Source organism: Finegoldia magna ATCC 53516, assembly GCF_000159695.1.
GTDB classification, from domain to species: Bacteria; Bacillota; Clostridia; order Tissierellales; family Peptoniphilaceae; genus Finegoldia; species Finegoldia magna_F.
The window spans coordinates 411,920-433,284 of the sequence record NZ_CM000955.1 but is presented as its reverse complement, the minus strand read 5'-3'; the positions used below and the strand labels follow the sequence as shown (position 1 = coordinate 433,284).

The window sequence follows — 21,365 nt, the reverse complement described above, 5'->3', positions numbered from 1 at the left end:
ATTTCTCAGTTTTGATATACTATTAATAGAATAAGATTATCGGAGAAAATTATGATAGTAAAATTAAAAAGAAATCCTAACGAAAAGGAAGTAAAAAAATTAATAGATTTTTTAAATGAACAGAACGTCAGAGTTGACGAGACTGTTGGCGATAGATACACTATTATTTCATTAATAGGAGATACTTCAAGTATTGATGAGAAATTAATATCGCGTTTTGATATCGTAGACAAGGTTATTAGAATTGAAGAACCTTTCAGCAAGGCGAACAAAAAATACCATCCACAACCTAAAATTGTAGATGTCAATGGTGTAAAAATAGGTGACGGAAATTTCTGCGTGATGGCAGGACCATGCTCTGTTGAGAGTGAGGAACAAATTATAACGATTGCTAAAAGCGTGAAGGAAAACGGAGCTAATATCCTTAGAGGTGGAGCTTTTAAGCCTAGGTCATCACCTTATGCATTTCAAGGATTGGGGAAAAAGGGAATTGATTTGTTAATCCAAGCAAAAAAAGAAACAGGACTTCCAATTATTACTGAGATAATGGATTTGTCAGATTTGGATTATTTCAATGATGTCGATATGTTGCAAGTTGGAGCGAGAAATATGCAAAATTATTCCTTGCTTAAAGAGTTGGGACATTCTGACAAACCAATATTATTAAAAAGAGGTTTGAGTGCGACTTACAAGGAATGGATAATGAGTGCGGAGTACATTATGACTGGTGGCAACGAAAATGTCGTATTGTGTGAAAGGGGAATTCGAACTTTCGAAAGTTACACTAGAAATACTTTGGATATTTCAGCGATTTCTGTTATGAAGGAATTGTCCCAATTGCCAATAATAATGGATCCATCACATGCTAGTGGCAAATACACTTTGATTGAACCACTATCACTTGCATCAACTGCGGCAGGCTGTGATGGACTTATGATTGAAGTCCACAATGATCCTGAAAATGCACTTAGCGATGGACCACAATCTGTCACTTGTGAACGATTCAGAACAATAATGAAAAAAGTAAGGAAATTAAGACAATGTATTCAGTAATAAATGTCGAAAATTACGATCTAATAGTTGGGCTTGATGCGTTGAATCAATCGCGCGACTATTTGAAAAATTTCATAAAATCAAGGGCGATTATTATTACTGATGAAAATGTAGACAAATATCACCACAAAACATTGGATATTTTATTAGACGAGTTGGAGATTGAGCACGAATTTTACGTTATAAAACCAGGTGAATCTTCCAAAAGTTTATCAGAATACGAAAAAATAATGACACACATGAGCATGTCTTATCATAGAAATGATACTGTCATTGCTTTTGGTGGAGGTGTGGTTGGAGATTTGGCTGGGTTTGTCGCTGCGACATTTATGCGCGGGATTGACTTCATTCAAATTCCTACGACTGTTTTGTCGATGGTAGATTCATCAGTGGGATCCAAAACTGGGATTGATTTACCAACTGGAAAAAATTTGATAGGAGCGTTCAAAGATCCAAAGCTTTGCATTATTGATCCACTCTTATTGAAAACTTTAGACGATTACGTGTTTGAAGATGGTTTCGGGGAAATTATCAAATACGCAATTTGTTTTGATGAGGAATTATTCGATATGATAAGTTCCAAAAGATACACTAAACAAAGCAATTTATCGGAAATTGTGGAGATTTGTGTGAGTATAAAAAAAGATATCGTACTAAAAGATAAATTGGAACAAAATTTGAGAAGATTATTAAATTACGGGCATACATTGGGACACGCTGTCGAAAAATTATCAGACTATAGTGTGATGCACGGACATGCTGTAGCTTATGGAATGAAGTGCATTGCCAAAAAATACAGCAAAGATTATGACAGAATATTGGAAGTTTTGAAAATGTATAATTTAGATGGAAATTACGATTATTCTGTGGAAGATGTGTATGAAGTTAGCCTTCGCGATAAAAAAAACACAAAAGATATGATTAGTTTGATAGTTTCCGAAGAAATTGGAGATTGTACGGTTTTGAGTATGAACAAATCGGATTACAAAAAGGTTTTGAGTGATATTTATGAAAATTAAAACGGACAAATTACAAGGAACGGTGGACGCTATATCTTCCAAATCATTTGCACACAGGTTTTTGATTTTGGCAAGTGTAGCAGATACAGATACAACTATTATCATCAATGAATTCTCAAACGATATAATGACAACTATTGATTGCTTGAGAAATTTGGGAGTAGAAATCGAAATAAATGGAAATGAAGTTACAGTTCATCCTTCGTTTTTCCAAAAAGATGTGTCTGATATTAATGTAAATGATTCGGGTTCAACGTTGAGATTTCTGTTACCATTGGTGAGTTTCTTATCTCAAAAGACAAACATCAAATGTAGTGGAAGACTGCAAGATAGACCGATAAAAGAATTGATGGATCAATTGAAATTATCGGGACTTACTTTTAGCAAAGAGAAACTTCCATTTACAGTTGATGGAACTTTTCACAAAATTGATTTCGAATTTCCTGGCGATGTATCCAGCCAATACATCTCTGCGATTATGATGATTGCACCACTTATCGGTGGCTGTGAAATCAAATTGACATCACAACTTGAATCTACTGGATATATCAAAATCACACAAGAATGTTTGAAATTATTTGGAGTGGAGTCTGAGATTTTGCCTGATAAAGTCATAGTAAAACCAGGTGCATTAAAATCACCAGGGCAAATTATCGTAGAAGGAGATTGGTCAAATGCAGCGTTTTTCTTGTGTGCAAATGAGTTGGGTGCAGATATAAAAGTTCTTAACTTAAATAAAAAATCAGTACAAGCAGACAGAAAAATTGTCGAATTATTAGAAAAAATCGATAACAATGAAGATTACTGCGAAATCGATATATCACAAACACCAGATTTATTTGTAATTTTGGCAGTGGTTTTGTCTCAAAAATGTGAGAAATCGGTTCTAAAAAACGCTAAAAGATTGAGGCTAAAAGAATCGGATAGAATTCAATCCACATTTGATATGCTACAATCATTCGGTGTAAACTGCAAAATAGACGGAGATGATTTAATAATTTATAAATCAGAAATGAAACCTGCTGTTATAAATTCTTGTGATGATCACAGAATTGTAATGGCGGCTACAATAGCATCTATCATCACGAAAGAAGTTGAAATCAAAGATTGGCAAGCAGTGAAGAAATCTTATCCATCATTTTTTGATGAAATAGAAAGGTTGGGTAGCGATGTCATCTATAGGTAAATTGGTTAAGTTAACCGTGTGGGGAGAATCGCACGGCTCAATGATTGGTGGCGTGATTGACGGAATTGATCCAGGAATCAAAATAGACTACGAAAAATTGAGAGCGCATATGAAAAGAAGATCTCCCGGCAAATCCAACACTACACTTAGAAAAGAATCAGATGAAGTTGAGTTCGTATCGGGGATTTTGAATGATACAACAACGGGTGCTCCGTTATCTTTTATTATAAAAAACTCGGACCATCACTCAAAAGATTATTCAAATATTTACAATACTCCAAGGCCATCGCATGCAGACTATCCAGCAACTGTTAGATACAATGGTTTCAACGATATCAATGGAAGTGGACATTTTTCTGGAAGATTGACTGCAGTCATTAACGTGGCAGGATTTATCGCACAAGAAATATTAAAGGAACACGACATATATGTGTTCAGCCATTTGTATTCACTGGGAGATATTGTAGATGAACGATTTGATGATTTAAAATTTACAGACTACAGTTATTTGAAGAATAGGAAAATCGAAGTAATAAACGATGAAATAATTGATAAAATAGATGATAAAATAGAAGAATTGAGAGATAGAAAAGATTCCGTTGGCTCAAGTGTCGAAACTGTTGTGTATAATTTGAGAGCGGGAGTTGGAGATACGCTTTTTGATTCGATTGAATCTAGATTGTCACAAAGCTATTTTGGAATTGGAGCAGTAAAATCGGTTGAATTTGGTTTGGGGAAATCATTCGACAAATCAAATGCATCTGTTGTGAATGACTGCTATTATATAGAAAACGAACAAATTAAAACAAAAACGAATTATAACGGTGGAATACTGGGAGGAATTTCGACGGGAATGCCGATAATTTCCTTAGTTACGTTCAAACCACCAGCATCGATTGGAATAACACAAGATACAGTTGATTTGAGAAACAAAAAGAACACTACATTGACTGTTGAAGGAAGACACGACCCAAGCATTGGTATCAGAGCCGTAAGCGTGATGGAATCTATTACGGCATTTCTGATTTACGATTTGTTAAAGGAGTACGGATGGAAAAATTTAGAAAAGAAATAGATAAAATTGATTCTGAAATCGCCAATTTATTAGAAAAAAGATTTGAGATTTGTTCTGAAATTGGCGATTTTAAAACAAAGAATAATATTGAAACAGAAGACAAATCGAGAGAAAAGGAAATTTTTGAAAAAATAGAACAAACAAATTTAAAATACCGCGACAATATAAAGGAAGTTGAATCCAAAATTTTACTAGAATCAAAAAAAATTCAGGATAATTTGAAATGAAATACGGATTATTAGGAAAATCTTTAAAACATAGTTATTCCAAAGAAATTCACGAACTATTAGGATACTACAAATACGAATATTTTGAAGAAGATGATTTGGATAAATTTTTCAAAAGAAAGGATATCAATGGAATCAATGTAACTATTCCGTACAAGGAAGACGTCATAAAATACTTGGACGAAATGAGCGAAGATGCGAAGAAAATCGGATGCGTAAATACGATTAAATTTTCTGATACTATCAAAGGATATAACACCGACATCGACGGAATGGAGTATATGATTAGTCGAATTGTCGATTTGAAAGGTAAAGAAGTCGTGATTTTAGGTGATGGAGCTACAAGCAAAACAGCCGTAGAGTGCGCGAAGAGACTTCAGGCAAGAACTATTAAAGTGATTTCACGAAAAGGTGAGCATAAGTTTGAAGATGTAGATTATTATAAAAACTGCGACGTTTTAATTAACGCAACTCCAGTGGGAATGTATCCGAACAATTTGAAATCAGTTATAAAATTAGGGAAAATCAGACCAAAAGCTGTGTTCGATGTGATTTATAATCCGAACAAAACTTCCCTTTTAATGGATTGCGATAGACTTAAAATTCCTAACGACAATGGTTTGCGAATGCTGGTGTATCAAGCTGTCAAAGCGTGTGAGATTTTTACTTCTAAAAAAATAGACGATGATGTTGTAGAAAATATCGTACAGAAAATTAGAACAAAAAATATGAATATTGCACTGGTTGGAATGCCTGGAAGTGGTAAAAGTACAGTTGCTAAAATTATCGCAAAAAACACTGACAAGGAACTTGTGGATATCGACAAAATCATCACACAAAGATACGGAAATATTAATGATATATTTGCAGTACAAGGCGAAAAATATTTCAGAAAAATAGAGTCTGAAGTTTTAGAAGAATTTTCCAAGGAAAAGAACTTGGTTATCGCAACTGGGGGAGGGGCTGTAACTGTGAAGAAGAATTTTTATTATCTTCATCAAAATTCAGTTGTTTATTGGATTGACAGACCGAACAGTAAATTATCCAGAAAAAACAGGCCGATTTACAAAACGAATACTATGCGTGAGATTAGACAAAACAGAAATTATTTGTATCGAAGATTCAGTGATAAATATTTCAACAATTACAACGCAAAAACAACTGCCAAATTAATCGTGGAGGATTTCAATGAAACTATTTATTATTAATGGACCCAATTTAAATATGCTTGGCATAAGAGAGCCTGAAATTTATGGGAAGCTGACATTACAAGACATTGAATCCAAGATAAACTTATACTGCGCAAAAAATCAAATAGATGTAGAGTTTTATCAATCGAATCACGAAGGAGAAATCGTGGATATTATACAAAGCGCCTATCAAAAAGCAGACGGAATAATCATCAATCCTGCAGCATACACGCATACTTCTGTTGCGATTTTGGATGCATTGAAAGCTGTAGATGTAGACACAGTTGAGGTGCATCTATCAGATGTAGATGAAAGAGAGTATTTCAGAAAACTTTCTTATGTATCACTTTTTGCAAAAAAAGTTATCAAAGGAAAAGGAGCAGATGGATATATTGAGGCTATCGATTTTTTCTTAAATAGAATATAATATAGGTATGAAAAATCAAGGAGGAGCAATGGACGAATTACAAAAACGTGGTTTATTTAATGAACACGGAGATATTGAATTATCAAAGAGAAAAATAATTAATGGCAATACTACTAATTTGAACGATTTTAATAACATAAAATACTCTTGGACAAGTGAATGGTACAGACAAGCTATGAATAATTTCTGGATTCCAGAAGAAATCAACTTGAATCAAGATATCAAAGATTACAGAAATTTATCGGAAGACGAAAAGATTGCTTACGACAAGATTTTATCGTTTTTGATTTACTTGGATAGTTTACAAACTGCACAACTTCCAAACTTAGAAGCATACATCACTGCTAATGAAATAAACTTGTGCTTGTCCATCCAAGCGTTCCAAGAATCTATTCACTCACAATCTTACAGCTATATTTTGGATACGATTTGTTCTCCAGAAGAAAGAACAGACATTTTGTATCAATGGAAAGATGATGAGTTTTTACTAGAAAGAAACAGATTTATTGGAGATCAATACAACGACTTTTTTGAAGAAAAAAGCGAACGAAACTTCATGAAAGCTCTTATCGCAAATTATATCTTGGAAGGAATTTACTTCTATTCTGGATTTATGTTCTTCTATAATTTGGGAAGAATGGGCAAAATGCCAGGAACTGTACAAGAAATCAGATACATCAATAGAGATGAAAACACTCACTTGTGGTTGTTCAGATCTATGATTTTAGATTTGAAAAAAGAACGTCCAGAATTGTTTACTGAAGAAAAAAATGCCCAATACAAAGAAATGATAAAACAAGGTTCAGAAGCTGAAATTGAATGGGCAAAATACGTTATCGGAGAAAAAATCCAAGGATTGTCCATCAAAATGGTTGAAGATTACATCAAATATTTGGGTAATTTGAGATCTACGGGACTTGGTTTTGGAGTTATCTATCCAGGTTATGAGAGAGAAATCCCTTCAATGAAATGGGTAAGCGAATATTCTGATCCAAATAAAATCAAGACAGATTTCTTCGAAGCAAAACCATCAGCATATTCCAAATCAGCGATAATAGAAGACGATTTATAAAATAAAACCGGCATTTTTCATACAGGAAATGCCGGATTATTTAATTGAGAAATTATGAAAATACAATTAGAAGACAAAAGATATCAAAAAGAGTGCATAGATATTTTTACGATATTTGATTCCAAACAGAATCTAGAATTTGGTGAAAGTGATTTTGTGATAGGAAAAGATTACGTGAAAAAAGAGAAAACTCATCCATTCACTACAAGATTAGAATTAAAGAGAATACTCTATACCATATTTTCAAAAAGATACAATTATACAAATGATTGGGGAATATTAACTGGAACGAAACCCTCTAAGATTTTGAAAAATCATACAGACGAAGAATTAAAACAAATGTATTTAATTAATGATGAGAATTTGAAATTACTTAGAGATATAGACGAGGTTCAGTCTAGTTTAGATTTTGATGAGGAAAACTACAACATTTACATCAATATTCCTTTTTGCCCGAGCAGATGCGATTATTGTTCCTTTCCTACTATTGTTTACAAAAACAACGACAGAAGAGAAGAATACTTGGGGTATCTATTAAAAGAAATAACCGAAGTCTCAAAAAATATCGACAAAAACATAATTAAAACAATTTATGTTGGAGGTGGAACTCCGACTAGTTTAGACTACACAATGCTAGAAAAATTATTGAAAGTTATTGAAAACTGTTTTGTGTCGGAAAACTTGGTTGAATACACATTTGAAGCTGGACGAGAAGATAGCTTGGACTTTGATAAGCTAAAATTGTTAAAAAAGTACAACGTGACAAGAATTAGCTTGAACCCACAAACTTTTAACGAAAAAGCACTGAAAGCTATGGGAAGGATTCAAAATAATGAGAACTTACTTGATTTGTACACTCAAGCCAAAAACTTGGGATTTGTGATAAATATGGATTTCATACTTGGATTATTGTACGATGATGTGAACAATACAGAAAAAAACCTCGAAATTCTAAGACAGCTACAACCTGATAATATAACTTTTCACACATTGTCGATAAAAAAAGGAAGTAAATACTCACAACAATACGACAAGGGAAATTTTAAAGAAAATATTGCTGAGAAACAAATGCAATTGATAAAAAAATGGACATTTCAAAATAATTACCGTCCGTATTATTTATATCGTCAGAAAAATATTCTGAATAACATGGAAAATATCGGATATTGCAAAGACATTCCTTCCAGATACAATATCGTAATCAATGAAGAATTAGAAAGCATAATAGGATTTGGAATGACTGCTAATTCTAAAATCATAAAAGATGATATAATAAAATACACAAACTACAAAAATTTAAGAGATTATTCAGAAAAATTAGACGAAATAATAAAAAGAAAGGTGGAAATCATCAATGGGTGAACTAAAGAAAAGAGAAGAATTCAAGTCGGATAAAAGTAGAGTTTTCCAAACGATAAAAGATAGATTGTTAGACAATTCAAAACCAACAGGAGTTGAAAATCAGTACGTAATAGATAACTTGGGAGTTACAATGACCTACACTATAAAAGAAATCGTTGAAAACGAAAAAATGTACATCGATTTAAACTCCAAAAGCATAGATGGATATTTGAATTTTGATTTTGGAGATACAAATTCAGGAAGTTTTGTGGATGTTGATATGAAACTTCATAACAAATCATTATTCGGCGGATTGATGAATTTCGTAATGGATGTGGAAAAACTAGAGAATAAATTAGTGTATGAACTGAAAAAGGAATTGGGAGAATTGTAGGGTATAGATGTTTACAATTAAATAATTGACATAGTCCTCATGATTGAAATTCAAAATTTTTGTTTTTGATAACTTTTATGGGGATTTTTTCATTTTAAAATGACAATTTTTTCTAAATCCAGTCAAAAACACCATAAATATTACAAAAATGTAATATTTCAAACTGTTGTACTCAATTAACAAATGAAATTAAAAATCACTGTAACCTTTTTGTAACCCTTAATTTTCAAGCATTTAACAATTTTAAAATTTGAGCGAATAGATACAAAGAGTTCTAATGAAAACAAATATCATTTAAAGGGTTAAAAATATGATCTTTTTTCTTGAATTATTTTTCTTGGTTTAATAAAATAGCCGAGTAGTAAAAATTAAACACAAAAAAATCTAAAAAAGAAAGAGGAGATACAAATGAATTTTAGAAAGTTAATTTTAAATTCTTCGGTTGTCATTATGACAAGTTTATTAGCATTTGTACCATCAAATTCACAAGCAAAAGATTTAAAGAATGTTAAAGTAGAACAAAAATCAAGTGAAAATATACAATCAAAAAAATATTGGATAAATGATGATACAGATTTGTTTAAGAAAGAAAATGAACATAGTAAAATAATCGAAGGATTGGAACAAGGTGACAATGTAAAAGTTGAAAAAATCGGAGAAGTTTTTGCGAAAGTAAATTTCACAAAAGATGGCAAAAAATTCGAAGGCTTTATTTATAAATCATATTTGTCAGAAAAAGAAGTTAAACCAGATCCAAACAAATTTGAAGGATGGGTTAACGAAGAAACTAAAGTTTTTGATTCAAAAGAAAAAGAAGCAAAAGAATTGGGAGTAATCGACAAAGACTCAGAAATCAAAGGTCATATCGATGAAGATAATTTGAGAATTACTTATTTCGGAAGAACTGCTTATATTGTTGCAAAGAATACAACAAAGGAGTCTCCAGCAGATAGAGACAAAAGATTAGCAAAAGAAAGAAAAATCCAAGCTCAAAAACTTGCAGAAAAAAGAAAAAAAGAACAAGAAGAAAGAGCTAAGGAGGAAAAACAACAAGCACAATCAGCTCCTCAAAATGTTTCAGGAAGAACTATCACAATGAGATCTACTGCTTATACTTCAGATCCTGCAGAAAATGGTGGATATTCTACAACTGCAATGGGAACTGCAATTAGATATGGTGTGGCAGCTGTGGATCCTAGAGTTATTCCATTAGGAACTAGATTGTACATTGAAGGTTATGGATACGCTAGAGCAGAAGATACTGGTGGAGCTATTAAAGGAAATAGAATCGACTTAGTATTTGGTTCGAGATCTCAAAGCAACAATTGGGGAAGAAGAACTGTTAGAGTTACAATTTTAAACTAATTAAATATTATTACTACGATAAAATGAGGCGATGAATTTCATCGTCTTTTTTAATTGACAAATACATAAGATATGATATAATAAAAAGTTTTGTTATTGAATTAAATTTGTGATTAAGCTATAATATATAGTGAGGTGATAGTATGTTTAAAATAGGCGATAAGATTGTTTACCCTATGCACGGTGCAGGCATAATTACCGAAGTACAAAATAAAGAGGTCTTGGGAGTTAAAAAAGATTATTATATTTTGCAAATGCCAATGGGAGAAATGAAAATCTCGATACCCGTAGATAAGATAAATGATATGGGAATAAGATTTGTTGCACAAGAAGAAATCATTCATTCTTTAAGAGATATTTTAAAGAATAGTGAAGTTGATTTTCCTTCAAATTGGAATAAAAGGTACAAAGAAAATCTCGAAAAATTGAGAACGGGAGATATAAAAGAAACTGCCATTGTGTATAAGGGCTTGTATGAATTAGATTGTTCAAAAGGCCTATCCATGATTGAAAAGAAAGTACTTAATACCTCCAGAAAAATGCTTATTAGTGAAATAGCAAGTGGTTTGAATATCAAACCATCAAAAGCTGAAAGCATGGTGAACGAATTAATCGATTTAGATTAAAATATTTGTGAAAGGAGAAATGATTTGTTCAGACGAGGGATGTCAATACTGATATCTATCATCGGAGCTATTTTAGGAATTATATTTACTAATGTTATTTTCAGTAATTTTATTGAAAAATCAACTAGTGTTATTATTAAGATAGTCGCTATGATAATAGCGGCAGTCGTATTTGGATTCATATTTTATGCTTTGGCTCCGAAATTCATATCGGTAGAATTAAAATTGATAGAATCTATTGAAGATTCGCTTAAAAAGTTCTCTCTGGTCGATATTATTATAGGGACAATTGGTTTGGTGGTAGGGCTGATATTAGCTTTCTTGATATCGCAACCGTTGTTAAAATTAAATATTCCAGGGATAGGAACTGTATTGACGGTTATTTTTGAAATTGTGTTTTATATTGGAATGGGATTTTTGGGAGCAAAACTTGCTCTTAATTATCACGATGATTTTCTCGCATTTTTCGATAGAATCAAAACTAAAGAAAAACCAAATCTAAAATTTTCAAACAAAGATAGCAAAGTTAGACCTAAAATCGTAGATACTTCTACTATTATCGATGGGAGAATTATCGATATATTGAAGACGGGATTTTTGGAAGGAAATTTAATAATTCCAATATTTGTTATCGAAGAACTTCAACATATCGCGGATTCTGATAATTATTTGAGAAGACAAAAAGGAAGACGTGGATTGGATATTTTAAAAACTATGCAAACTGAGTACAAGGACAAGGTTAAAGTGGTTGATAAGAGATATCCTAATATCGATAAAGTCGATTCTATGCTTGTTAAAATGTCAGAAGAATTGAACGCAAATTTACTTACGAACGATTATAATTTGAATAAGGTTGCAGACTTGCAAGAAGTTTTCGTGTTCAACATAAATGATTTGGCAAATGCTATGAGACCTGTTTTTGTAGCGGGTGAGCCGATTAATGTGTCAATCATAAAAGAAGGACGCGAAAACAATCAAGGTATAGGCTACTTAGATGATGGTACTATGATTGTAGTGGAAGATGGCAAAAAATATTTGGGACAAGTTATTGAATGTACTGTTACAAGTGTTCTTCAAACTTCTGCAGGGAAAATGATCTTTGCAAAGAAATCTGATGGGAAAGATCAGTAGCTTTATATTGTATTTATTATTTTAACTTATTAGAGAACTATTTGTGTAGTTCTCTTTTTTATTGCAAGAGCAAATCTTTTTAATTAAATTGATTTTTTGATATAATAATAATGAGGTGTTATATGGATAAATATATTTCAGCTATTATAACTGCGGCTGGATCCTCTCAAAGAATGAATAAAAAAATTCCAAAACAATTTTTGAAAATCAAAGACAAAATGATTTTGGAGATGACTTTGGATGTGTTCCAGTCAATCGACGAAATCAAAGAATTCATTCTTGTAATTAGAGAAGAAGACGAAGAATTTGTACGAAATTTTATAAAAGATAAAAACTACAGAGATATCATAATCGCTATCGGTGGCGACACAAGAGAAAAATCTACATACAATGGCTTGAATAAAGTAAATCAAAATTGTGATTTAATAATAAGCCATGATGCAGCAAGGCCATTTATTAGACGTGAGAAAATACTTGAAGCCATTGAATCTATCGGCGATTATGACGGGCTTGTGGTGAGCGTGGGAGCTAAGGATACAATAAAATACGTTGATGATGATATGAGAGTTGTGAATACTCCTAACAGATCGCATTTGTATATGGCGCAAACGCCACAAGTTTTCAAATATAAGTCTATCAAAGATGCATACAAGCTAGTATTTGACGAAAAAATAAATGTGACAGACGATTCATCTTTACTTGAAATCGTCGGTAAAAAAGTAAAAATAATTAAGGGCGATTATTCCAATATCAAAATAACTACACAAGAGGATTTGCTATTTGGAGAGTTAATTGCTAGAAAGAGAGAAAACGAATGAGAATAGGTTTTGGGTTAGATGTACACAAACTTGTTGAAGATAGAAAATTGATATTAGGCGGGGTTGAAATTCCACACGATAAGGGACTTTTAGGTCACAGTGATGCAGATGTTTTGATTCACGCTATAATGGATGCTATATGTGGAGCACTTTGCTTGGGAGATATTGGCAAGTTATTTCCAGACACTGATATGAAATACAAGGACATTGATTCCAGAGTTTTGCTTAGAAAAGTTTTTGAAATTATGGATGATATGGGATATGAAGTTGGAAATATTGACTCTACGATTTCTTGCCAAAAACCAAAACTTAGAGATTACATCGACACAATGCGTGAAAATATCGCACAAGATTTGCACACTAATACATTTAATATTTCAGTCAAGGCAACTACAACAGAACAACTTGGCTTCGAAGGCAGATGCGAAGGAATCACAGCTAACAGTGTCTGCATATTGAATAAAAAAGATTTATAGGTGATAATATGAATTTTCGAAGAAAAATAGCAATAGATTTGGGAACAGCGTCTGTTCTTGTGTATTTGCCAAACAAAGGAGTCGTATTGAATGAACCCTCTGTTGTGGCGATGAATAGTTTTAATTCAAAAATAATTTCTGTTGGAAAAGACGCTAAGAAAATTTTGGGGAGAACTCCAGGAAATATTGTCGCCAAAAAGCCATTAAAAGATGGTGTGGTTGCAGATTTTAATTCAACAGAAAAAATCATTTCTTATTTACTCAAAAAAACTTTGGGCAAATCATTAATCAGACCAGAAGTTTTAATTTGCGTTCCAAGTCAAATCACACAAGTTCAAAGAAGAGCTGTCATTCAAGCTTCAAAATATGCTGGAGCTTACAACACGTATTTAATTGAAGAACCATTGGCTGCAGCAATAGGTTCGGGAATTGATGTGACAGATGCAAGGGGAAACATTGTCGTAGATATCGGTGGAGGAACTACGGATGTCGCGGTGATTTCCATGGGAGGAATTGTAATCAACAAATCAATTCCTGTTGCAGGAGATGAATTTGACAGAAGAATACAAGATTTTGTCCAAACAAAATACAACATGATTATTGGAGAATCTACTGCAGAAAAAGTTAAAATAAATGTAGGCAGCGCATATCCTAGAGATGATGGTGAATTGTACGAAATCAAAGGTAGAAACCTGGTAAATGGATTACCAATGCACATCTACGTTTCATCAAAAGATATTTCTGTTGCTTTGAAAAAACCAATCGACAAAATCGTAGACACTGTTCAAGAAGTTTTGGAACAAACACCAGCTGAATTAGCGGCAGATGTTTACGAAAGAGGAATCATCATGAGCGGCGGCGGATGTCTATTAAAAGGATTGGATAAGTTGATTTCTGAAAGAATTGGCGTGAACGCTAGAATAGTAGATGGTCCAATCACAGCAGTTGTTAGGGGAACAGGCAAATCACTAATGTGGATGGATAAATTAAAAGAAGACAGTGACTCTCATCAAGATTTGAGAAGAAAAGTAATAGTTAGTAGAATGAGATAAAATGTAATTATTACAAATTGTATTCATTGTTTTTTAACGATGTGGTATAATATATGTATAAAATAAAATAGGGGGTATTTTGATATGAAAATGATGACACAAGCAAATTTACAATCAGCATTCGGAGGAGAATCTCAAGCAAGAAACAGATACAACATTTGGGGGAATAAAGCTGAAAAAGACGGTTTTAAAAATGTTGCTAGATTGTTCAACGCTACATCTGACGCTGAAAAAATCCACGCTGCATTACACTTTGATGCATTAAAAGATGTTCATGGTGATTTCGCAGTAACTAGCATGGCTGGTTTCGGAATTGGAAGCACTTCTGAAAACTTAGAAGGAGCTAGAAACGGAGAAATCTTCGAAGCAACAGAAATGTACCCAGCTTACATAGAAGTAGCTGAAATGCAAGAAGAAAAAGAAGCAGTAAGAGCTATGAGATTTGCTGTAGAAGCTGAAAAAGTTCACGCTGAAAGATTCGGAAAAGCAAAAGAATTCGTTGACGGTGGAAAAGACTTAGAAGTAGAAGAAATATTACTATGCCCAATTTGTGGATACATAGGATTTGAAAAAATCGATGCATGTCCAATTTGCGGATGTAAATCCGAAAAATTCATAGAATATTAATTTTTTGATATAAGCCGGGTAATACCGGCTTATATTTTTAAAATCTGGAGGAAATTATGGTAGAGAAAAAGGTTTGTATAACAAATGAGATAGGACTTCACGCAAGAGCTGCATCTAAATTTTTGAATGAAGCAGTAAAATACAATTCTAATATTGAATTCATAAAAGATGATAAAACATACAGTGGCAAAAGTATTATAAGCATTTTGTCATTATCAGCGCACAAAGGATGTGAGCTTATTTTAAGGTGCGATGGTGAAGATGAACAATTAGCACTTGAAAAATTAAGCGAATTAATTGAAAAAGGGCTGGATTATTAAAACATAGTATGAAAATGTTTTTACGGATAAATGGTTATATAATCGTTTAATTTTGCGAAAAATTGGTGATAATTTATGGTATCATATAATTAAAGAAGCATAGATGGGAATGATTAATTTGGTTTTTTTGGATAAATTTTTTAATATGATCAATACACTAAGATTTTTGGATATCATAGATATCGCTATAGTTGCGGTCTGTATTTACAAATTATATATGATGATAAAAGAAACAAGAGCCGAACAACTTGTAAAAGGCTTAGTAATCATATTTATTTTTGTAAAAATCAGTGATTCGTTGAAATTATACACTGTAAACTGGGTTTTGGAGAACATGATGACGGCTTTGGCTATCATGATAATAGTGGTATTCCAGCCTGAACTTAGAAAAATTTTGGAAACAATAGGTAGAAGTAATATTTTGACCAAATCATTTGCGGATATCAGAGGAGAAAAAGTGGATAAGTGCGTGGAAGAAATTGTACACGCTGTATTTTCACTTTCAAGACAAAGAATCGGTGCGTTGATTATCTTCGAAAGAAGTACAGGTCTTGGAGATGTTGTAGAAACAGGCACGGTTTTAAATTCTGCGATTTCTAGCGAACTTTTGATAAATATATTCATACCTAATACTCCACTTCATGATGGCGCAGTTGTAATCAAAAATGATACTATCAAAGCGGCGGCATGTTTTTTGCCATTGTCCACAGAACAATCCATATCCAAGGAATTGGGGACAAGACACAGAGCAGCTATAGGAATGAGTGAAAAAAGTGATTGTCTGGCACTTATAGTTTCAGAAGAAACAGGTGGTATTTCAATAGCTGAACACGGCAAAATCAACAGATACGTTGATGAACCAACTCTAACAAAGATTCTGACAAAATTATACAATGATCAAGATTCTTATATTTTCAACAGAAAGGAAATAGAAGATGAAAGATAAAATAAAGAATAATTCATACTTAAAAAATATTGACTTCAAAGGATTTTATTCAAACAATCTTATAATAAAAATAGTCTGTCTTTTTTTGGCGATATTTTTGTGGTCTTTTGTAATGGAAAATAAAAACCCTGTAGTAACAAAAGATATTCCAGTAGTAAATGTTGAATATCGTGACATAGATAAGTTAAGGGAAAATGGAAGAGTGATAATATCACCGAAAACTCCGACAATGTCTATGCGTGTGGAAGGAAGAAGAAACACAATAACCAAAATGAAAAATTCAGAAATAAAAGCTTTTGTCGATGTAAAATCCATAAAAGTGGATTCTGAAACATTACCTGTGCAAGTAAATCTTCCTCAAGGAGTCAACGTAACTGATCAATCTGACGAAACTATTTTAGTGAAAACAGAAACAGTCGATACGGTTAAATTCCCTATAAGATTAATGAAGGTTGGGGATTTACCAGAAAATGTGGAAATTGACTCCATAAAACTAGATCCAAAAGATATAAAAGTATCTGGAGCGAAAACATATCTTAATTCAATTGATTACGCATCAGTCAAAATCGATCAGTCAAATATTGACAAAGATATCAACTTAGATTTACCGATTAATCTAAGCTTAAAAGACGACACGGCAAGATCATACTTGACCAAATCATCTGAAAGTTGCAAAGTAATAATCGATGTATTGCTGAAAAAAGATGTCGAAATCAAACCGGTTGTGACTAATATTCCAGATGGATTGAAAGTTAAGAAAGTTACATTTAGTAGACCAACAATCAAGATAAAAGGACAAGATGATATTATAAAATCACATTCAAATATAACAACCAAAGCAATAGATTTAAAAGATTTTAAAGAGGGAGAAAACACTGTAGATGTAGCATTGGATTTACCGCAATCAATAGTCCTTGCAGAAGGCTCCAATGGAAGAATCACAGCAACAGTTGTTCTGGAAAAATAATATGAAAACTAAAAACAAAATCCCAATAATAACAATTATACTAGGTGTAATTCTAACAGTTATTTCATTCTATATGCAAAGAGTAGCTGAAACATCGCCGGATTTACCAAAATTACTGAGCCAAGTTGTATTTTACTCATTGCCAATCACATCATTTATTGGTGTGTACTTTTCATATAAAACTGAAAATTTTAAAACTTTAATAATAAATACATTGTTCTTGTTACCGATTACAAGTTTTATGTTTATATAAAAGCGAGTGTATACTCGCTTTTTGTTTGCAAAAAATGTACATTTTAATTGATTTTTACATTATGTGTTATAATTAGATTATAAAAATATGAGGGGGATATTGATGGGAAAATATTTCGGAACTGACGGCATAAGAGGCGTTGCGGGAGAAGATTTAACTGTTGAATTAGCTTATAAACTTGCGAGAGCAGCTTGTTATAAATTAAAAGATGTAGATAATAAATTAATTGTTATAGGAAAAGATACTAGAATTTCTGGGGATATGTTGGAAGCGGCTTTGATTAGTGGAATTACTAGTATGGGTTTTGATGTGTACAGATTAGGTGTGATTCCAACACCAGCTGTGGCGTATTTGACTAGATTTTACAATGCTTGTTGCGGAATTGTAATTTCTGCAAGCCATAATCCTTACGAATTTAATGGAATAAAATATTTTTCGAATGAAGGTTTCAAATTAAAAGATAGTCTTGAAGAAGAAATCGAATATTTGATTGATCATCAAGATGAAATCAACGTGAAAATTACAGGAGAAAAAGTAGGCAGAGTTTATGAAGAAGAATGTGCAAAGGATACATATATCAATTATCTTTTGAGCAGGGTTGATTTGGATTTGACTGGTGTGAAGGTGAGCTTGGACTGTGGTTTTGGAGCGACTTCTGAAATCGCACCAATTATTTTCAATAGATTAAACGCCGATGTAACTGTTACAAATACTGAATACGATGGGAAAAACATCAACTTCAAATGCGGCTCAACAAATCCTGAAGTTATAAGTAATTTGGTAAAAATTTCTGAATCTGACATGGGATTTTCATTTGATGGCGACGGCGATAGATTGATTGCTTGTGATGAAACTGGTGAAATAATGGACGGAGACCACGCTATTTGTGCAGTTGGACATTTCTTAAAAGAAAACAACAAACTAAAAAACAATGCTGTAGTGGGAACTGTTATGACTAATATCGGTCTTATCAAAAGCTTGAAAGAAATTGGCGTAGATGTTATCAAAACACAAGTTGGGGACAGATACGTTCTTGAAGAAATGAGAAAAAATGGCTACATTATTGGAGGAGAACAATCAGGACATATTATTTTCATAGAAGATAATACTACTGGTGATGGAATATTATCGGCGATTAAATTAGCGGAAATAGCTATTAAATCAAAACAAAAACTTTCAGAAATGAACAAATTAATGACTAGTTTCCCACAAGTTTTGGTGAATGCAAAAGTCAATAACGAATACAAAAAAGTGTACAAAGATGATGAAGTTATTAATCAAAAAATAGCGGAACTCGAACATGAATTCAAAGATGAAGGCAGAGTTTTGATTAGGCCTTCGGGAACTGAGCCTTTGATTAGGGTTATGATTGAGGGAGAAAACCAAGAATATTTAGAGAAAAAAGCTATTGAATTAAAAGATTTAATAGAAGAAAGATGTGAGTTGATATGAGAACGATAGCGATTATTTCAGCATTAGAAAGCGAACAAGAGTATTTCAGAGAACAATTCAAACCAATCAAAATAGATAAGTTCAATCACTATGAAATATATGTTTCGGAATTTGAAGACAAGAAAATTATAAATTGTGTTTGTGGAATTGGAAAAGTTAACTCAGCAGCTCTAACACAAAGAATTATCGATATGTACAATCCTGATTTGGTAATAAATTGTGGTGTGTGCGGTGGATTGGACAAATCACTTACTTTTGATGAGGTAATACTTGCTGACAAATTAAAATACCACGACATAAATGTGGATATTTTTAGTGATAATATTCCATACACTGACACTTTTGAAGCTGACCGTGAAACTTTGCAAAAATTAGATGAGATTATGACGCAAGAAAATTTGAAACACAGAATTGGTCTTATTGTTACGGGAGATCAATTCATCTCAACTACTGAAAAACAAGAAGAGTTATTTGAAAAATATCACGCGTTGGGAACGGAAATGGAAGGCTGCTCCATTGCTCATACGTGTTATCTTAACGATGTGAAGTTTTTGGTCATAAGAAGTTTGTCCGACTTTGCAGATGACGATGCGGACGATGAGTTTTACAATGATTTAGAAACAAAAACAAAAAAAGCTGCACACAGTGTAGTCGTATTGATTAAAAATATGTAGAGAAAAGCGTAGGATGAATGAAAATTTGTCCTGCGTTTTTTATTTTGCTTAAAAATGGGCAAAAAAATACATCTGTACGAAACAGATGTATTTTTTCATAATATCAATAACAAAAGGAAACAAAAAAATCACAAATTATATTTGTGATTATGGTCGGGGTGAGAGGATTTGAACCCCCGGCCCCATGGTCCCAAACCACGTGCGCTACCGGACTGCGCTACACCCCGACGTTTTTATTACTTGCTTATCTCAAGTACTTTATTAGTATACGATAGATTTAGGATTATGACAAATCTGTTTATAACTAAATAATCGGAGATAAAAACGATTAATTTTAATAATCGCGTTTTATCTCCTTTTTATTAAGTTTTTAAAAATTTTAACTTTTTATTTACATTCTGTTAATATTCGTAGTAATACTTGAATAATTCGTAGATATATTCGTTGTCTTTACATCCGCCTAATTCCCTTACAGAGTGCATTGAAAGGATTGCATTTCCAATATCAATAGATTGAATATCCAAATTAGAAACAGTGATAGGTCCGATTGTGGATCCTCCTCTTTTGTCTGATCTGTTAGTGAATTCTTGGCATGGAATGTTTTTATCTAAGCATAATTTTTTAAATATTGAAGAGCTAACAGCATCTGAAGTGTATGCTCCGTTTGCGGCGTATTTTATAACTGGGCCGTTATTGATTAGTGGTCTGTTAGTAGGATCTGCCATTTCTGTGTAATTTGGATGCAAACTGTGAGCTTGGTCTGCACTGATCAAATAAGAATTGTGTAATACTTCGTAGAAGTTTTTATCATTATCTTCTACAATTTTTTTGAAACAATCGCTTAGAAGTGTACTACCTGCGCCTTGTTTTGTTGAAGAGCCTATTTCTTCGTTGTCAAAAACCATAGCCAATGCTAATGTGTTAGTAACATTTGAATCTACCAACGATTTAATAGAATTAAAAGCCATTCCCAAATTATCGATTCTTCCTACTGAATAAAATTCGTCGTTTTCTCCGACAAATTCCCCTTTTTGTCTGTCGTACAAGAATAAATCAAAATCCAAAATATCTTCTGCATTTATTCCAGTATTTCTTGCCAAAATTTCTTCGAAAGAGATCTTTGAATCTTTTTCTGATAACGCCAAAAGTGGTAATGTATCTTTTTGTGCATTGAATTTGTATCCATTATTTACATCTCTGTTCATGTGGATTGCAACGTTAGGAATTATCAATAAATTTTTGTCTACATTGATGTGTTTGATTTCAGGTTTGAAAGGATTATCTGATTTCAACACAACTCTACCAGCTACAGACAATGGTCTATCGAACCATGTGCTTAGTATTGGTCCTCCATAAACTTCAGTGTTTAAAGTCAAAAACCCGTCTTTGTTTACGATAGAATTTGGTTTTATTCTAAAAGTTGGGCTATCTGAATGAGATCCAACCAATCTGATATTATCAAAATCAGAACTTCCTTTAAAAGCTATAATTGATGAATCGTTGTTTGTTACAAAATATCCTTTGCCATTTTCGATTTTCCAATTATCTTTAAATTTTAATTCAGTAAATCCGTTTTCTGTTAGTGTTTTTTTGAAATTATCGATAACGTGAAAAACAGATGGACTGTTATCGATAAAACTCATTAATTCTTTTGTTATGTTCATAAAATCACCT

General features: G+C 32.6%; 24 protein-coding genes and 1 tRNA gene. 23 read left to right on the top strand and 2 right to left on the bottom strand.

Annotated elements, in window-relative coordinates:
- Nucleotides 1–51: 51 nt before the first annotated feature.
- The 23 genes from aroF (at nt 52) to HMPREF0391_RS01850 (ending at nt 19,691) form a co-directional block, all read left to right on the top strand.
- A complete protein-coding gene (gene aroF, locus HMPREF0391_RS01960; RefSeq protein ID WP_002835173.1) occupies nt 52–1,053 on the top strand; it encodes a 3-deoxy-7-phosphoheptulonate synthase in 1,002 nt (333 codons plus the stop codon).
- Entirely contained in the window at nt 1,041–2,072 is a 1,032-nt protein-coding gene (aroB, locus tag HMPREF0391_RS01955) for a 3-dehydroquinate synthase (protein WP_002835172.1), read from the top strand. Before aroF ends, aroB begins: the two co-directional genes overlap by 13 nt.
- Nucleotides 2,062–3,258: a 3-phosphoshikimate 1-carboxyvinyltransferase gene (locus HMPREF0391_RS01950; RefSeq protein ID WP_002835170.1), complete on the top strand. Its 1,197-nt coding sequence runs from the start codon at nt 2,062–2,064 to the stop codon at nt 3,256–3,258. Before aroB ends, HMPREF0391_RS01950 begins: the two co-directional genes overlap by 11 nt.
- A complete protein-coding gene (gene aroC, locus HMPREF0391_RS01945; protein ID WP_002835168.1) occupies nt 3,242–4,333 on the top strand; it encodes a chorismate synthase in 1,092 nt (363 codons plus the stop codon). The genes HMPREF0391_RS01950 and aroC overlap by 17 nt, the downstream gene beginning before the upstream one ends.
- Nucleotides 4,309–4,560, top strand: coding sequence for a chorismate mutase (locus HMPREF0391_RS01940; protein ID WP_002835167.1), 252 nt, complete (start codon nt 4,309–4,311; stop codon nt 4,558–4,560). The genes aroC and HMPREF0391_RS01940 overlap by 25 nt, the downstream gene beginning before the upstream one ends.
- Nucleotides 4,557–5,768 (top strand): shikimate kinase, encoded by a 1,212-nt coding sequence (locus HMPREF0391_RS01935; protein ID WP_002835166.1) that lies wholly within the window; start codon nt 4,557–4,559, stop codon nt 5,766–5,768. The genes HMPREF0391_RS01940 and HMPREF0391_RS01935 overlap by 4 nt, the downstream gene beginning before the upstream one ends.
- Entirely contained in the window at nt 5,749–6,177 is a 429-nt protein-coding gene (gene aroQ, locus HMPREF0391_RS01930) for a type II 3-dehydroquinate dehydratase (RefSeq protein ID WP_002835165.1), read from the top strand. Before HMPREF0391_RS01935 ends, aroQ begins: the two co-directional genes overlap by 20 nt.
- Before the next feature lie 28 nt (nt 6,178–6,205).
- Nucleotides 6,206–7,249 carry a ribonucleotide-diphosphate reductase subunit beta gene (locus HMPREF0391_RS01925; RefSeq protein WP_035109109.1) on the top strand — a complete coding sequence of 348 codons (1,044 nt, stop codon included), beginning with the start codon at nt 6,206–6,208 and terminating at the stop codon, nt 7,247–7,249.
- A gap of 54 nt (nt 7,250–7,303) precedes the next feature.
- Nucleotides 7,304–8,611: a coproporphyrinogen III oxidase gene (locus HMPREF0391_RS01920; protein ID WP_002835163.1), complete on the top strand. Its 1,308-nt coding sequence runs from the start codon at nt 7,304–7,306 to the stop codon at nt 8,609–8,611.
- Nucleotides 8,604–8,984, top strand: a complete 381-nt coding sequence (locus tag HMPREF0391_RS01915) for a hypothetical protein (protein WP_002835162.1) — start codon at nt 8,604–8,606, stop codon at nt 8,982–8,984. Before HMPREF0391_RS01920 ends, HMPREF0391_RS01915 begins: the two co-directional genes overlap by 8 nt.
- Nucleotides 8,985–9,392: 408 nt before the next feature.
- On the top strand, nt 9,393–10,349 hold the full coding sequence (locus HMPREF0391_RS01910; protein ID WP_002835161.1) for a 3D domain-containing protein: 957 nt from the start codon (nt 9,393–9,395) through the stop codon (nt 10,347–10,349).
- A gap of 143 nt (nt 10,350–10,492) precedes the next feature.
- On the top strand, nt 10,493–10,975 hold the full coding sequence (locus tag HMPREF0391_RS01905; protein WP_002835159.1) for a CarD family transcriptional regulator: 483 nt from the start codon (nt 10,493–10,495) through the stop codon (nt 10,973–10,975).
- Nucleotides 10,976–10,999: 24 nt separating this feature from the next.
- Entirely contained in the window at nt 11,000–12,106 is a 1,107-nt protein-coding gene (locus tag HMPREF0391_RS01900) for a PIN/TRAM domain-containing protein (protein WP_002835158.1), read from the top strand.
- Nucleotides 12,107–12,228: 122 nt separating this feature from the next.
- Nucleotides 12,229–12,924 (top strand): 2-C-methyl-D-erythritol 4-phosphate cytidylyltransferase, encoded by a 696-nt coding sequence (gene ispD / locus HMPREF0391_RS01895; protein ID WP_002835157.1) that lies wholly within the window; start codon nt 12,229–12,231, stop codon nt 12,922–12,924.
- Nucleotides 12,921–13,400: a 2-C-methyl-D-erythritol 2,4-cyclodiphosphate synthase gene (ispF, locus tag HMPREF0391_RS01890; protein ID WP_002835155.1), complete on the top strand. Its 480-nt coding sequence runs from the start codon at nt 12,921–12,923 to the stop codon at nt 13,398–13,400. Before ispD ends, ispF begins: the two co-directional genes overlap by 4 nt.
- 8 nt (nt 13,401–13,408) lie before the next feature.
- Nucleotides 13,409–14,452: a rod shape-determining protein gene (locus tag HMPREF0391_RS01885; RefSeq protein WP_002835153.1), complete on the top strand. Its 1,044-nt coding sequence runs from the start codon at nt 13,409–13,411 to the stop codon at nt 14,450–14,452.
- Between the two features lie 84 nt (nt 14,453–14,536).
- Nucleotides 14,537–15,079: a rubrerythrin family protein gene (locus HMPREF0391_RS01880; protein WP_002835151.1), complete on the top strand. Its 543-nt coding sequence runs from the start codon at nt 14,537–14,539 to the stop codon at nt 15,077–15,079.
- Between the two features lie 56 nt (nt 15,080–15,135).
- On the top strand, nt 15,136–15,399 hold the full coding sequence (locus tag HMPREF0391_RS01875) for an HPr family phosphocarrier protein (protein WP_002835150.1): 264 nt from the start codon (nt 15,136–15,138) through the stop codon (nt 15,397–15,399).
- A 103-nt stretch (nt 15,400–15,502) separates the two neighbouring features.
- A complete protein-coding gene (cdaA, locus tag HMPREF0391_RS01870) occupies nt 15,503–16,345 on the top strand; it encodes a diadenylate cyclase CdaA (RefSeq protein WP_002835149.1) in 843 nt (280 codons plus the stop codon).
- On the top strand, nt 16,335–17,312 hold the full coding sequence (locus tag HMPREF0391_RS01865; RefSeq protein WP_002835148.1) for a YbbR-like domain-containing protein: 978 nt from the start codon (nt 16,335–16,337) through the stop codon (nt 17,310–17,312). The genes cdaA and HMPREF0391_RS01865 overlap by 11 nt, the downstream gene beginning before the upstream one ends.
- Entirely contained in the window at nt 17,275–17,565 is a 291-nt protein-coding gene (locus tag HMPREF0391_RS01860; RefSeq protein ID WP_035109107.1) for a hypothetical protein, read from the top strand. Before HMPREF0391_RS01865 ends, HMPREF0391_RS01860 begins: the two co-directional genes overlap by 38 nt.
- A 102-nt stretch (nt 17,566–17,667) precedes the next feature.
- Nucleotides 17,668–19,017 carry a phosphoglucosamine mutase gene (gene glmM, locus HMPREF0391_RS01855; protein WP_035109106.1) on the top strand — a complete coding sequence of 450 codons (1,350 nt, stop codon included), beginning with the start codon at nt 17,668–17,670 and terminating at the stop codon, nt 19,015–19,017.
- Entirely contained in the window at nt 19,014–19,691 is a 678-nt protein-coding gene (locus HMPREF0391_RS01850; RefSeq protein WP_002835145.1) for a 5'-methylthioadenosine/adenosylhomocysteine nucleosidase, read from the top strand. The genes glmM and HMPREF0391_RS01850 overlap by 4 nt, the downstream gene beginning before the upstream one ends.
- A gap of 150 nt (nt 19,692–19,841) precedes the next feature.
- Here HMPREF0391_RS01850 and HMPREF0391_RS01845 read toward each other — a convergent pair.
- A tRNA-Pro gene (locus HMPREF0391_RS01845) sits at nt 19,842–19,918 on the bottom strand.
- Between the two features lie 174 nt (nt 19,919–20,092).
- Nucleotides 20,093–21,355, bottom strand: coding sequence for a M18 family aminopeptidase (locus HMPREF0391_RS01840; RefSeq protein WP_002835144.1), 1,263 nt, complete (start codon nt 21,353–21,355; stop codon nt 20,093–20,095).
- Nucleotides 21,356–21,365: the final 10 nt, after the last annotated feature.

Excerpts from the sequence above, each read along its gene's own strand:
- aroF (WP_002835173.1), top strand. The coding sequence starts at position 52 with ATGATAGTAAAATTAAAAAGAAATCCTAACGAAAAGGAAGTAAAAAAA.
- aroB (WP_002835172.1), top strand. The coding sequence starts at position 1,041 with ATGTATTCAGTAATAAATGTCGAAAATTACGATCTAATAGTTGGGCTT.
- HMPREF0391_RS01950 (WP_002835170.1), top strand. The coding sequence starts at position 2,062 with ATGAAAATTAAAACGGACAAATTACAAGGAACGGTGGACGCTATATCT.
- aroC (WP_002835168.1), top strand. The coding sequence starts at position 3,242 with ATGTCATCTATAGGTAAATTGGTTAAGTTAACCGTGTGGGGAGAATCG.
- HMPREF0391_RS01940 (WP_002835167.1), top strand. The coding sequence starts at position 4,309 with ATGGAAAAATTTAGAAAAGAAATAGATAAAATTGATTCTGAAATCGCC.
- HMPREF0391_RS01935 (WP_002835166.1), top strand. The coding sequence starts at position 4,557 with ATGAAATACGGATTATTAGGAAAATCTTTAAAACATAGTTATTCCAAA.
- aroQ (WP_002835165.1), top strand. The coding sequence starts at position 5,749 with ATGAAACTATTTATTATTAATGGACCCAATTTAAATATGCTTGGCATA.
- HMPREF0391_RS01925 (WP_035109109.1), top strand. The coding sequence starts at position 6,206 with ATGGACGAATTACAAAAACGTGGTTTATTTAATGAACACGGAGATATT.
- HMPREF0391_RS01920 (WP_002835163.1), top strand. The coding sequence starts at position 7,304 with ATGAAAATACAATTAGAAGACAAAAGATATCAAAAAGAGTGCATAGAT.
- HMPREF0391_RS01915 (WP_002835162.1), top strand. The coding sequence starts at position 8,604 with ATGGGTGAACTAAAGAAAAGAGAAGAATTCAAGTCGGATAAAAGTAGA.
- HMPREF0391_RS01910 (WP_002835161.1), top strand. The coding sequence starts at position 9,393 with ATGAATTTTAGAAAGTTAATTTTAAATTCTTCGGTTGTCATTATGACA.
- HMPREF0391_RS01905 (WP_002835159.1), top strand. The coding sequence starts at position 10,493 with ATGTTTAAAATAGGCGATAAGATTGTTTACCCTATGCACGGTGCAGGC.
- ispD (WP_002835157.1), top strand. The coding sequence starts at position 12,229 with ATGGATAAATATATTTCAGCTATTATAACTGCGGCTGGATCCTCTCAA.
- ispF (WP_002835155.1), top strand. The coding sequence starts at position 12,921 with ATGAGAATAGGTTTTGGGTTAGATGTACACAAACTTGTTGAAGATAGA.
- HMPREF0391_RS01885 (WP_002835153.1), top strand. The coding sequence starts at position 13,409 with ATGAATTTTCGAAGAAAAATAGCAATAGATTTGGGAACAGCGTCTGTT.
- HMPREF0391_RS01880 (WP_002835151.1), top strand. The coding sequence starts at position 14,537 with ATGAAAATGATGACACAAGCAAATTTACAATCAGCATTCGGAGGAGAA.
- HMPREF0391_RS01875 (WP_002835150.1), top strand. The coding sequence starts at position 15,136 with ATGGTAGAGAAAAAGGTTTGTATAACAAATGAGATAGGACTTCACGCA.
- cdaA (WP_002835149.1), top strand. The coding sequence starts at position 15,503 with ATGGGAATGATTAATTTGGTTTTTTTGGATAAATTTTTTAATATGATC.
- HMPREF0391_RS01865 (WP_002835148.1), top strand. The coding sequence starts at position 16,335 with ATGAAAGATAAAATAAAGAATAATTCATACTTAAAAAATATTGACTTC.
- HMPREF0391_RS01860 (WP_035109107.1), top strand. The coding sequence starts at position 17,275 with ATGGAAGAATCACAGCAACAGTTGTTCTGGAAAAATAATATGAAAACT.
- glmM (WP_035109106.1), top strand. The coding sequence starts at position 17,668 with ATGGGAAAATATTTCGGAACTGACGGCATAAGAGGCGTTGCGGGAGAA.
- HMPREF0391_RS01850 (WP_002835145.1), top strand. The coding sequence starts at position 19,014 with ATGAGAACGATAGCGATTATTTCAGCATTAGAAAGCGAACAAGAGTAT.
- HMPREF0391_RS01840 (WP_002835144.1), bottom strand. The coding sequence starts at position 21,355 with ATGAACATAACAAAAGAATTAATGAGTTTTATCGATAACAGTCCATCT.